The sequence below is a fragment of the Yersinia sp. LJYL362 genome (assembly GCF_048323875.1).
Map to the genome: position 1 here is coordinate 26,115 of NZ_JBLWEX010000291.1, position 12,663 is coordinate 38,777.

Sequence of the window (12,663 nt, forward strand, 5' to 3'; positions counted from 1 at the left end):
AGATCAATGCAGTATGGCATTGATCTCTTTTTGAAGATGGGATCATACTCGGCGTTTAGTGGCGGAATCCATCCACACTGCCAGCAGCAAAATTGCCCCTTTGACAATGTACTGCCAGAATGTCGGCACATCTAGCATGCTCATCCCATTGTCGAGGGAAGCCATGATAAATGCCCCCATGACGGCACCCGCCACACTCCCTATCCCGCCCGCCAGGCTGGTGCCCCCAATGACACAAGCAGCAATCGCGTCCAGTTCGGCAATATTACCGGCTGAAGGTGAGCCTGCTCCCAGACGTGAGCTGAGAATCAAACCTGCCATGGCAACCATCAACCCGTTGATAGCAAATACCGCCAGTTTGGTGCGTTCCACATTCACCCCAGACAAGCGCGCGGCATCGATATTGCCGCCAATAGCATAGATCCGGCGGCCAAATGCAGTGCGGGTGGCCATAAAAATACCCGCTAACATCAGTGCCGTGAGAATCAGTACCGGCGTAGGGACACCCCGATAATCATTCAGTAAATATATGGCACCAAGAACAATAACTGCGGTAATAGTTTGACGAGTAACATCACCTTGCGGCGCGGCAACCGGTAACCCCAGCCGGATGCGATGGTTGCGTCGACGCCACTGCCAGGCAACAAATAACATCAGGCCAATTGCGCCAATGCCAAAACCAAGGCCGTTTGGTAGATAACTTTGGCCAATCTGCGACATGGCATTACTGGTGGGTGAGACGGTCGTGCCGTTAGTGATACCAATTAAAATGCCGCGAAAAGCTAACATTCCCGCCAAAGTAACAATAAATGACGGCACTTTGCGATAAGCAACCCACCAACCATTCCATGCGCCAAGCACCAGCCCCAATCCCAAGGTGACAACAATAGTCAGAGGGAGCGGCCAACCGAGCCACACATCAAAAATAGCTGCCGCACCGCCCAATAACCCCATCATCGAGCCAACAGACAAATCGATTTCAGCCGAAATAATGACAAACACCATCCCCACGGCCAAAATGCCGGTGATCGCCGTTTGTCGTAGCAAATTCGAGATATTCCTGGCGCTGAGATACGCCCCTTCGGTGGTGAACGTGAAAAACAGCATAATCACGGCGATAGCCGCCAACATGACAAAAACTTGCAAGTTGACCGACTTTAGTCGAAATAATGGCTTTTTATCACCATTTTCGGGGGTGTTTATTTCAGTTTGATTAGCTTGCGACATAAGTTTCACTCCTGAGTGCGGCTTCCATGACTTTTTCTTGCGTCAGATTATGGTTAATGAGATCGGCTTTGATGCGTCCTTGATGCATGACCAGCACCCGATCACTTAATCCCAAGACCTCCGGTAGTTCAGAGGAAATCACAATGACCGCAATCCCCTGTTGGACTAATTGATTGATAAGTTTATAAATTTCATATTTTGCACCAATATCTATACCGCGCGTCGGTTCATCGAGAATCAAAATTCGTGGGTTCAGAAGCAAGCATTTGGCGAGAATGGCTTTTTGCTGATTCCCCCCACTGAGTCGGGCAATAGCCAGCTCAGAAGAGGAAGTTTTCACCTTTAGCCGGGCCAGAGATTGCACAATTGTTGATTGTTCTTTAGCATCATCCAGCATGCTGAAAGAGCCAGTGAAGTCATCAAGCGCCGCCAGTGTGATATTCGCCCCCACGCCCATGACCGGTACGATGCCGTCTTTCTTACGATCTTCTGGCACCATGGCAATCCCGAGTTTCATAGCCTGCTGACAATTACTGATGGTCACAGCTTTACCATCAATAAATATCTCCCCCTGCCAGCGGCCAGGGTAAACACCAAACAAGCATTGCACTGTTTCTGTCCGACCAGACCCCACTAGCCCGGCGACACCTAATATCTCCCCGCGTTTCAAAGAGAAAGAGACATCATCTACTCGCCGGATATGGCGGTTTACCGGGTGCCAGGCACAGATATTTTCTACCCGCAGAATTTCCTCGCCAATGTGGTGGGCTTCGTGCGGATAGAGCTCTTTAAGTTCACGACCTACCATCATGGCGATGATGTCATCTTCGCTCATGGTCGCGGCAGAACGCGTGCCGATATGGCGGCCATCGCGGATCACACAGATATGATCTGATATCGCTTTCACTTCATTTAATTTGTGTGAGATATAAATGCAGGCAATACCGTGATTACGTAGGTCACGAATAATATCCAGCAAAATAGCCGTTTCACTTTCTGTCAACGAAGCGGTCGGTTCATCCAATACCAGTAGCCGAACTTGTTTGTTCAACGCTTTTGCAATTTCGACCAATTGCTGCTGCCCAAGCCCCAATTCACCTACCGGAGTATGGGGGTCTACCACCAGTTTGACCTGTGCCAGCATCCGTTGGCAGCGCAGGTACATGGCGTCGTAATCCATAATGCCAAAACGCCCCCATTCGGAGCCGAGAAACATATTTTCCAGCACCGACATTTGCTTCACCAATGCTAATTCCTGATGAATTATCGCGATGCCCTTTTGTTCTGTTTCACGAATATTTTTGGCCTGAAGTGTTTCTCCTGAGAAAATTATTTCCCCCTGATAGGAACCTGCGGGGTAAATACCACATAACACTTTCATTAATGTGGACTTTCCAGAGCCATTTTCGCCACATAAAGATAATACTTGCCCGGCTTCCAATGTCAGGCTGATATTATCCACCGCCTTAACGACACCGAACTGCTTGGTAATTTCTTTCATTTCTAGCAGATAGGGCATAATTTCCTCCATATATCTTTTATGCCAGGGGTTGCAGCATGATTAGCTACAACCCCAATGACTTCTGATATATTCAACAACAAAAAAATAATTAATAAATGTCCGATTTCTTGTGGAAGCCATCTGCGACAATTGTGCTATCGATATTATTTTTATCTACCTGAATTGGCGTTAACAAATAAGCAGGAACATCTTTTATACCGTTATTTAATTTACTATTTGCTTTTGGTTCTTCGCCTTTACCCAAACTTACCGCAATTTCCGCAGCATCGTTAGCTAATTTACTGATTGGCTTATATACCGTCATAGTTTGGGTGCCCGCAACAATACGTTTTATTGCTGCTAAATCGGCATCCTGCCCAGAAATAGCGACTTTACCCGCCAAACCTTGTGCTGCTAACGCCTGAATAGCCCCGCCGGCGGTGGCATCATTAGACGCCACGACAGCATCAATTTTGTTATTGTTAGCTGTTAGCGCATTTTCCATGATTTTTAAGGCATTTTCTGGTAACCAGGCATCAACCCACTGATCACCGACAATTTTTACTTTCCCTTCTTTTATCAATGGATTAAGCACTGTCATCTGCCCCTGACGGAACAGCTTGGCATTATTGTCTACCGGAGACCCTCCCATCAGGAAATAATTACCTTGTGGCACCCGTTCAACCAGACTTTTGGCCTGTAATTCACCCACTTTTTCATTATCGAAGGAAATATAAAAATCTATATCCGCATTATTTATCATACGGTCATAAGCTAATACTTTTATTCCTTCCCTTTTGGCCTCGGCGATCACATTACTTAATACTTGCCCGTTATAAGGAATAATAACCAATACATCGACACCACGGTTAATCATATTCTCAATCTGCGACATTTGAGTTTCTTCATTACCATTCGCGGATTGAACAAATACTTTAGCACCGAGAGACTCAGCCTTGTTAACAAAAATATCGCGGTCTTTCTGCCAACGTTCAAGACGAAGATCGTCTATCGCCATACCGATTTTAATTTCTTTACTAAATCCGGGCTGGCTAAACATGACCAGTGCGGCACATGCGGAGAGTAAAATGTTCTTAAATTTCATCTTTCGGTACCTTTCTTATTGTGCAAGCAGGGTAAGAGAAACGGTAAACATCAACTACAATAGGGATTGTTGTCGCTTATTTGCACATCGGCAATTACAGATTTTCATCCACCAATTATGTTTTTTGGTTTAATGTTAATTTTATGATAACGATCATGTTTTCTTTCCTGCAAAATGCATAATTCCAGTAAGAGATGTTATCCAGACAATGACTATTAGAGATTTTTTATAATTAATCGGGTATTTATGAGATCTACACCACAATTAATAATTCTCTGAATTTAAGTGTGAAATAACGTAATTGAGAGAATAGCAAACAACTCCGAAGATAAAAGCTCACCAGCCCGATAATGCGGGTCAGCTTTCAAGGAGTATTGCATGTCATCTTATTTTGATAAATTAGAACAAGTGCGTTACGAAGGCAGCCAGAGCACTAACCCACTGGCATTTCGTCACTACAATCCGGATGAAATTATCCTTGACAAACGAATGGCCGATCACCTCAGGTTCGCTGCCTGTTACTGGCATACCTTCTGCTGGGGCGGGGCGGATATGTTTGGCAGCAATGCCTTTGAGCGACCATGGCAGCATGCGGGCGATGCGCTCACACTGGCCAAACGCAAAGCTGATGTGGCTTTTGAATTCTTCCATAAACTGAATGTGCCTTATTACTGCTTCCACGATGTGGATGTTTCACCCGAAGGCGCATCATTAAAAGAATATTTAAATAATTTTGCCGTCATGACTGATGTATTAGCTGAGAAGCAAGAAAGCAGCGGCGTAAAATTATTATGGGGCACCGCAAATTGCTTCACCCACCCGCGCTACGGTGCCGGAGCCGCAACTAACCCAGATCCAGAAGTGTTTAGCTGGGCGGCAACCCAAGTCTTTACCGCCATGAATGCCACCCAAAAACTCGGGGGCGAAAACTATGTGTTGTGGGGCGGACGCGAAGGTTACGAGACTCTGCTCAACACCGATTTACGGCAAGAACGTGAGCAAATTGGCCGCTTCATGCAGATGGTAGTCGAACATAAACACAAGATTGGCTTCCAGGGCACATTGTTGATCGAGCCAAAACCACAAGAACCGACTAAGCATCAATATGATTATGATGTTGCTACGGTTTATGGCTTCCTCAAGCAGTTTGGGCTAGAAAAAGAGATTAAAGTTAATATTGAAGCTAACCATGCCACTTTGGCTGGGCACTCTTTCCATCATGAGATTGCCAGTGCGATTGCATTAGGCATTTTCGGCTCGGTGGATGCTAACCGTGGTGATCCGCAATTGGGTTGGGATACTGACCAGTTCCCAAACAGTGTGGAAGAAAATGCGCTGGTGATGTTTGAAATCCTCAAAGCCGGTGGTTTTACTACTGGTGGGCTGAATTTTGATGCCAAAGTACGCCGTCAAAGCACCGATAAATATGACCTGTTCTATGGCCATATCGGGGCAATGGACACCATGGCATTGGCACTGAAAATTGCAGCAAAAATGATTGAGGATGGTCAGTTGGATCAGTTGGTTGCTAAACGTTATGCCGGTTGGAATAGCGATTTGGGCCAACAAATCCTAAAAGGCAAAATGTCGCTGGAAGATTTAGCGTCCTATGCCGAGCAAAATAATCTGAACCCACAGCATCAAAGTGGGCATCAAGAACTGATGGAGAATAGGGTTAACCGCTATATCTTCGGCTGATAACTTTTATTTATCTGATACCTGCGGCGAATAGGTAAAAATTTATCTCAAAATAGCGAATAGGCGGGGAAATGTACCGAATGGGTCCCTATTTATTTAAAATACAAGTGGCGTGAGCCGTCGGAGCGCCCATCGGTACAGTCGCCCCGTCAGGCTCTGCACAATAAAATAGCCTATTAATATGAGGAGTATGTATGTACCTTGGCATCGATCTGGGCACCTCCGGCGTTAAAGCCATTCTCCTGGCCGAAAATGGGCAAGTGATTGCCAGCCAAGGTGCTGCATTATCCGTCTCCCGCCCACACCCTTTATGGTCTGAGCAAAATCCCGCTGATTGGTGGCAAGCCACTGATCAAGCTATGCAGGCTTTAGCCGCAGACCATGATTTAACACAGGTAAAAGCGCTGGGGCTGACGGGCCAAATGCACGGCGCCACTTTACTGGATAAACAACATCGGGTGCTGCGCCCGGCTATTTTATGGAATGATGGTCGCAGTTTTGCCCAATGTCTGACGCTGGAAAAAGCGGTACCCGAATCCCGCCAGATTACCGGCAACCTGATGATGCCGGGTTTTACCGCACCGAAGCTAAAATGGCTATCTGAACATGAACCCGATATTTTCAATCGTATTGATAAGGCACTGTTACCCAAAGATTATCTGCGTTTTTTGATCAGTGGTGACTTTGCCAGTGATATGTCCGATGCCGCCGGAACAATGTGGCTCGATGTGGCAAAGCGCGACTGGAGCGATGAGATGTTAGCGGCCTGCGGCCTGAATCGCCAGCATATGCCCGCCCTCTTCGAAGGCAGCCAGATTACCGGCCATGTCAGTGCCGATATTGCGCGGCGCTGGGGCATCAACCCTGTTCCGGTCGTGGCTGGCGGGGGTGATAATGCCGCCGGTGCCATCGGGGTGGGCTTGTATCAAACCGGGCAGGCAATGTTGTCGCTCGGGACATCTGGCGTCTATTTTGCCGTCAGTGATGGCTTTCTGAGTAACCCGGCCAGCGCCGTGCACAGTTTTTGCCATGCTTTACCCAATACCTGGCACCTGATGTCAGTGATGCTGAGCGCCGCATCCTGCCTTGATTGGGCATGCCAACTCACCGGTGCCGAGAGTGTTCCTGCGCTGATTAATGAAGTGGAAAATACACCGCAACCCGCCACGCCAGTGTGGTTCCTGCCCTACCTTTCCGGCGAGCGAACCCCCCATAACAACCCTAATGCAAAAGGGGCTTTTTGGGGATTTACCCACCAACATGGCCGGGCAGATTTAGCCCGTGCGGTATTGGAAGGAGTAGGATTTGCTTTAGCTGATGGAATGGATGCCCTACATGCCAGTGGGTTACAGCCCAAATCAGTCACGTTAATTGGTGGTGGTGCGCGAAGCCCTTATTGGCGGCAAATGCTGGCAGATATCAGCGGCCAGACTTTGGAATATCGGACTGGCGGTGATGTCGGCCCCGCACTCGGCGCTGCCCGGCTGGCCCAAATTGCCCTCAATCCAGATGTACCCTTAGCTGAATTACTGCCTGCATTACCACTGGAACAAACTCATTTGCCCGATGCACAGCGCCATCAGAATTACGCTGTTCGCCGAGTTATCTTTAAAAAGCTTTATCAGCAATTACTGCCATTATGTGAATATGAGTAAGATAAAGTGCAAGCCATAAACACATAGTGAGCAAAACAGGCGGTGGAAATTATATTTTCTTTTCCACCGCCTGAATATGGCAATGACCCATCGTACAATTAACACGACGAATGATCACCTGACCAAAATCATCCATATAGCCGAGACTATAGTGGTTACCATTATATCCAGGTGTCTTAACAGACTCCGTACCGAATGGCGCAATCATGACACTGTCAAAACCGGGAAAATTACCGCGATTATCCCGATTTAAATGCCCTAACGTGACGTAATATGGCGTAGGATTATGAATTTTAAGCCTTTCCCCTTGCTGTCTTATCTGTAACTGCTCCTGCCAAACATTCTTGTAATCTGCTTTAATCGCCGCAGGTCGATAAAATAACTTTATTTTATTTTGGATGGCGATTTGTACTGCCGCAGTGATGTCACTTTTCGGCGGTATTTCCCGCATATTAAAATAGAATAGCGTTTCACGATCAGCAGCTAATTGCTCGATATCCGGCAGTGAAATAATGCGTACCTGGCTTTTCTGACCCACATCAATCCGCTGTATCGCGGGTAAAGCAGACAAAGGGCTATCTACTTTCTGCCCAGCGGAATTTTCCAACCAGGATTGCACCAGATAAGGTAATGTCTCGCTTTTATTTTGCAACATGATACTGGCTGACGTATCAGCACTATTGAAAATAATCCTCGTTCTATCCAGAGATATAGCCGCCTCACTCATCATTGTGACAAACAACAAGGCTGTTCCTATCAGAGCATTATTTCGCTGTTGGTTTGCCCTTATCAGGATAACGCTATTAAGGTTTGCCATGACTTATTCCATTCCCATTGATTGTCATACAGTGAATAACGGTTTCCTTACTCACTGTTTTCGGCCAATAAACTGTTTTAATGAGCCTATTGGGCCATTAACTCTTTAACTTACCGAACGGCTAGCCGTAAAAGATCTGGTCCCTTTTGCTCCCTATGATGGCCGGATTTGGCATTCCACTTAGCTCAAAACCCGCAGATGATGGAACTCTACCCAAACGGCGGAGGGCCGAATATGACTAACAGCGCATTATTGATAATTGATGTCCAACAATCATTCGAACATAAATTCTTTTGGCAACAACAGGATCTCCCTGCATTCTCTACGGCGCTAAACCGACTCATTGCGGGCTGTAAACAGCGCGGAGTGGCACTGGTAGATGTATTCCACGTCGCGCAGGAAGGCCCGTTTTCACTGGCTTCTGGCTATGTGAAGCCCATGTCATGGGTTTCCCATCACGCAGATGTGACCGTGCAAAAGCGAGTGCATAATGCACTGACCGATTCAGGGCTGGATCAATGGCTGAAGGAGCGTCAAATAAACCACCTGATTATTGCCGGTATGCGCACCGAACAATGCTGTGAAACTACCGCACGCGTGGCGTCGGATCTGGGCTATCAAGTCACTTTTGTCACGGAGGCCACACTGACCTTTCCAATGACCCAGCCTAATGGCATCGTTCTGAGCAGTGAAGAATTGAAACTACGCACGGAGACGGTGCTCGTCGACCGATTTGCAACTATCCATACTGTCGCGCAAGCACTGGCAGCACTGGATTCACCACCATCAGTAACCGCTACCGAAAAAACCGTCAATTGGCAGCCGCAACCCTATTTACCACGAGCAATCACACCTGCGGGTATCAAGAACCTTAACCGCTGGCAGTTGAAACACTATGTGATTTGTTATTCTCAGGCACAGGGTGCCGCCCCCGATTATGCTCCTGCTTATCAACTCGTCGGACAGTGGTTGCCTTATGATCAGAAACGGTGGATCGCCCCGGTGTGGGTTTTGTGATTGAACATCAGGGAAAAACGCTGAATTACCTGATTGTTGGCTGGTGGGATAATGAAAACGAATTGCGAGTGAAAGTCTGGGTACAGGAACAGGGAATTTGGCGCGCAGCACGTGATGAATCCTTCTGTGTTTGGGATTTACAGGTAATGGCCTTTGAGCGCGATGCTTTTGTTGATACTTTGCTACAGCATACTCCGGATATTCCGGCTTATATGAACCGTTATCTGACGGTAACTGTGGATTAACCATGCAACGAAATGTCTATTTTCTCTTGCTGCCCGGCGTGCTGTCGCTGGATTTAACCGGCCCTGCCGAAACATTACGGCTGGCAGGGTCATTTACCCTTTGTTATATCAGCCCATTACCCGAGGTGATGTCCTCCACCGACATGATATTGGGCCAATTGCAGCCACTACCAGACAGCTTACCGGAAGGCAGCTTGCTGGTGGTGCCGGGCGTGAGCGATTCACGTCACTATTTTGCGACAGAAACAGCCGCAATAGCCCGCCGGTGGTTGCAGCAGCAGAAAACTGCCATTACGCAGCAAAAAATAATACTGGTTTGTGTCTGTTCTGGCGCATTACTGGCAGCGCAAGCCGGGCTATTGGATGGCTATCAATGCACCACTCATCACCATGTGCTTGAACGGTTACGCCAACAAGCGCCGGCGGCCCAAACCAAAGAAAACCGTATTTTTGTTGAAGATCGCGGCGTGTATACCAGTGCCGGGATTACCGCCGGTATTGATCTCTCTTTGCATTTGATCAGCCGTTATTGCAGCCCGCAAACTGCACTGGAGGTGGCGCGCGAGATGGTGGTGTATTTTCGCCGCTCGGGTGATGACCCGCAACTTTCACCGTGGTTACGTTACCGTAACCATCTCCACCCGGCGGTACATCGGGCACAGGACGTGATGTCAGCAGAGCCACAGGCGGAGTGGTCACTGCTTCAGGTGGCGCACAAAGCGCATGTCAGCAGTCGTCATTTAACCCGATTGTTCCGGGAACATGTCGGGATCAGTGTGCGTGAATATCATGAGCAATTGCGGGTCGCGGTGGCTGAAGTCCGTCTAAAAGAAGGATTTAATCTGGAGAAAGCCGCACTGGCAGCCGGATTTTCCTCCGGCCGTCAGCTTCGGCGCGCACAACAGCGCGGGCAAGCCGTGGTTAACTGACTAATCGCCGCCGATCAAGGCGTTGCAGCCCCATAGACAATAGAGTGCTTAGCGCCAGTGCTAAGGCAAAGACATAGAAAATATCCAACACTGGATAGTCAGTAAAATCATAATGATGGGTGCGGATAAAATGAATAATCAGTGCATGGAAACCATAAATAGCCAGCGAATGCCCGGCCAGCCAACTCAACCAGGCAATGGGCTGATTCAGGCAGTTTTTAAACCACACCAGCAGTGATACCGCCGCAACAAAGACCATTGGGCCGCAGTACACATAGAAGGTATTGGCAAAGTTGCCATTAATTTGTGTCTGTTTCTCCGTTGAGATGGCAATAAATATCACGCTCATGATAAACAATAATGCCGCGCCCCAACTGATAGCTCGCCCCCGAGTCTCAAGCATGCCAATGGCCCGCCCCAGCAGCGCATACAGCAAGTAATAGAAAGTATCACCGTAGATATAGAGATTTATCGGCAGTAACTGAAAACCACCGATTGAATATTTACTGGTCTGCGGGTTGGCAACCACCGCCAACAGCAAAATAACGACCGCCAGATAGCGGCCTGATACCGGTTTGACGTTAATCAGCGGCGAGACCAGGTAAACCACAATAATGGCGTAGAAAAACCATAAATGATAAAATACCGGTTTTTGCAGGATATTTTTCAGCGACGCCCAACCGTTGATCGAGGTTAGTGTCGAAATATAGATAAGTGCTATCACGCTGTAAAACAACAGGCACAGCCCGATGCGGGTAAAATGCTTTTGCTTTGCGCTTTTTTCGCCAAAAAACAGATAACCGGAGATCATAAAGAACAAGGGCACACAGGCCCGAGAAGCCGAATTCAGCAAATTGGCGATGTCCCAGTTCGCTTCCCCTACCTGCGCCCCGCTGGTGACGTAATAGGTCGTAGCATGGATCATAACCACCATAATGCAGGCCACAGCCCGCAGATTATCAATCCAGCCAATCTTATCGGTCATGCATACTCTCTATCACCTGTTTTTATACTTAAAAGCGCCTATCTATACTCGTCATACTTCAAGCCGCATGTGTGTTGGCTGCTCTCTCTCACCCGAATCATTGACTCGAGTCAACTCATCGGGACTCACTCACTTGCCGCCTTCCTGCAACTCGAATTATTTAGAGTATATTTATTGTGCCAATAATCAGGTTGCAAACAATAACGTAAATTTGACTGATACCCAAAGTAAATGAACCCCATCAGGACGAAGGGTAATTGTTGCCATAAAGTTATATTGACGGCAAAATAGCCGTCCTGACATGCTCTGACTGCACACCCTGCTCGAGCCGTCCCCTTTATTACGTTTACTATTAATAGCTTAACCTATGCAAACTTCATTCTCACCCGCGACGCGTTTAGGTCGACGGGCGCTTTTATTTCCCTTATGTTTGGTATTATTCGAATTTGCCGCCTATATCGCCAACGATATGATTCAGCCCGGTATGCTGGCGGTGGTCGCTGATTTTAATGCCAGTATTGAGTGGGTTCCGACATCAATGACAGCTTATCTGGCGGGCGGGATGTTCCTGCAATGGCTACTTGGGCCGTTATCCGATCGCCGTGGCCGTCGCCCAGTGATGCTGGTTGGTGTCGCATTCTTCGTGGTGACCTGTCTTGCCATATTATTGGTCACGTCGATTGAACAGTTCATCGCCATGCGCTTCCTGCAAGGGATCGGTTTGTGCTTTATCGGCGCAGTCGGTTACGCCACCATTCAGGAGTCCTTTGAAGAAGCGGTCTGTATCAAAATCACCGCGCTGATGGCGAATGTGGCATTAATTGCCCCATTGCTCGGCCCATTGGCGGGTGCCGCCTTGATTCATGTCGCCCCGTGGCAGTCTATGTTTGTGATATTTGCAGTGCTGGGCGCAATTTCATTTGTGGGGCTGTGGCGCGCGATGCCAGAAACCGCCTCGCGCCAAGGGGAAAAGCTGTCGGTAGGGGCGATGTGGCACGATTATAAGCAAGTGCTGACCAATCGCCGTTTCCTGTGCGGCTCACTTGCATTGGGCTTCGCCAGCTTGCCCCTACTGACTTGGATTGCCCAATCTCCGGTGATTCTGATTAGCGGTGAGCAGCTCTCAACCGTGGAATATGGCATTTTGCAGGTACCGATTTTCGGCGCACTGATTATTGGCAACCTGACACTGGCAAAATTAAGTGGCAAAACCAGTATTCCGCAACTTATCCGCTATGGCGCCGGCCCGATGATTATTGGCCTAATGATTGCCGCTGGCTCGACCCTCTATTCATCCCATGCGTATTTGTGGATGACTGCCGGGCTAAGCCTCTATGCCTTTGGTATTGGCCTGGCAAACGCCGGTTTAGTGCGACTGACGCTGTTCTCCAGCGATATCAGTAAAGGGACGGTGTCAGCTGCCATGGGGATGATCAGTATGATGGTCTTCACCTTGGGGATTGAATTTGCCAAAGTGGCTTATC

General features: G+C 48.1%; 9 protein-coding genes and 1 pseudogene. 5 read left to right on the forward strand and 5 right to left on the reverse strand.

Annotated elements, in window-relative coordinates; translation table 11 throughout:
- Positions 1–42: 42 nt before the first annotated feature.
- The 3 genes from xylH to xylF all read right to left on the reverse strand — a co-directional run bounded on the left by xylH (position 43) and on the right by xylF (position 3,833).
- Positions 43–1,227, reverse strand: coding sequence for a xylose ABC transporter permease XylH (gene xylH / locus ACNSO8_RS20315; RefSeq protein WP_418395692.1), 1,185 nt, complete (start codon positions 1,225–1,227; stop codon positions 43–45).
- Positions 1,214–2,746 carry a xylose ABC transporter ATP-binding protein gene (locus tag ACNSO8_RS20320; RefSeq protein ID WP_418395693.1) on the reverse strand — a complete coding sequence of 511 codons (1,533 nt, stop codon included), beginning with the start codon at positions 2,744–2,746 and terminating at the stop codon, positions 1,214–1,216. Before ACNSO8_RS20320 ends, xylH begins: the two co-directional genes overlap by 14 nt.
- Positions 2,747–2,837: 91 nt before the next feature.
- Complete coding sequence (xylF, locus tag ACNSO8_RS20325) at positions 2,838–3,833, reverse strand: D-xylose ABC transporter substrate-binding protein (RefSeq protein WP_418395694.1); 996 nt, start codon at positions 3,831–3,833, stop codon at positions 2,838–2,840.
- A 378-nt stretch (positions 3,834–4,211) separates the two neighbouring features.
- Here xylF and xylA point away from each other — a divergent pair, with 378 nt between their 5' ends.
- Positions 4,212–5,531 carry a xylose isomerase gene (gene xylA / locus ACNSO8_RS20330; protein ID WP_418395695.1) on the forward strand — a complete coding sequence of 440 codons (1,320 nt, stop codon included), beginning with the start codon at positions 4,212–4,214 and terminating at the stop codon, positions 5,529–5,531.
- 194 nt (positions 5,532–5,725) lie between these two features.
- Positions 5,726–7,186, forward strand: a complete 1,461-nt coding sequence (xylB, locus tag ACNSO8_RS20335; RefSeq protein WP_418395696.1) for a xylulokinase — start codon at positions 5,726–5,728, stop codon at positions 7,184–7,186.
- A 49-nt stretch (positions 7,187–7,235) separates the two neighbouring features.
- Here xylB and ACNSO8_RS20340 read toward each other — a convergent pair whose 3' ends face one another.
- On the reverse strand, positions 7,236–8,003 hold the full coding sequence (locus ACNSO8_RS20340; RefSeq protein ID WP_418395697.1) for a molecular chaperone: 768 nt from the start codon (positions 8,001–8,003) through the stop codon (positions 7,236–7,238).
- Positions 8,004–8,237: 234 nt separating this feature from the next.
- Between ACNSO8_RS20340 and ACNSO8_RS20345 the strand changes: the two are divergent.
- Both ACNSO8_RS20345 and ACNSO8_RS20350 read left to right on the forward strand, forming a co-directional pair.
- Positions 8,238–9,265: pseudogene (locus ACNSO8_RS20345) on the forward strand (isochorismatase family protein).
- Positions 9,266–9,267: 2 nt separating this feature from the next.
- Positions 9,268–10,194, forward strand: coding sequence for a GlxA family transcriptional regulator (locus ACNSO8_RS20350; RefSeq protein ID WP_418395698.1), 927 nt, complete (start codon positions 9,268–9,270; stop codon positions 10,192–10,194).
- On the opposite strand, the gene ACNSO8_RS20355 is transcribed toward ACNSO8_RS20350, so the two are convergent.
- Positions 10,187–11,179: an acyltransferase gene (locus ACNSO8_RS20355; RefSeq protein ID WP_418395699.1), complete on the reverse strand. Its 993-nt coding sequence runs from the start codon at positions 11,177–11,179 to the stop codon at positions 10,187–10,189. The two genes, ACNSO8_RS20350 and ACNSO8_RS20355, sit on opposite strands and share 8 nt — an antisense overlap.
- A gap of 367 nt (positions 11,180–11,546) precedes the next feature.
- Here ACNSO8_RS20355 and ACNSO8_RS20360 point away from each other — a divergent pair.
- The coding region (locus ACNSO8_RS20360) for an MFS transporter (protein WP_418395700.1) at positions 11,547–12,663 on the forward strand (1,117 nt) is incomplete at its 3' end.

What these genes read in the sequence shown, in the direction of transcription:
- ACNSO8_RS20355 (WP_418395699.1), bottom strand. Translation starts at nt 11,179, where the DNA reads ATGACCGATAAGATTGGCTGGATTGATAATCTGCGGGCTGTGGCCTGC.
- xylB (WP_418395696.1), top strand. Translation starts at nt 5,726, where the DNA reads ATGTACCTTGGCATCGATCTGGGCACCTCCGGCGTTAAAGCCATTCTC.
- xylA (WP_418395695.1), top strand. Translation starts at nt 4,212, where the DNA reads ATGTCATCTTATTTTGATAAATTAGAACAAGTGCGTTACGAAGGCAGC.
- xylH (WP_418395692.1), bottom strand. Translation starts at nt 1,227, where the DNA reads ATGTCGCAAGCTAATCAAACTGAAATAAACACCCCCGAAAATGGTGAT.
- ACNSO8_RS20340 (WP_418395697.1), bottom strand. Translation starts at nt 8,003, where the DNA reads ATGGCAAACCTTAATAGCGTTATCCTGATAAGGGCAAACCAACAGCGA.
- ACNSO8_RS20320 (WP_418395693.1), bottom strand. Translation starts at nt 2,746, where the DNA reads ATGCCCTATCTGCTAGAAATGAAAGAAATTACCAAGCAGTTCGGTGTC.
- ACNSO8_RS20350 (WP_418395698.1), top strand. Translation starts at nt 9,268, where the DNA reads ATGCAACGAAATGTCTATTTTCTCTTGCTGCCCGGCGTGCTGTCGCTG.
- xylF (WP_418395694.1), bottom strand. Translation starts at nt 3,833, where the DNA reads ATGAAATTTAAGAACATTTTACTCTCCGCATGTGCCGCACTGGTCATG.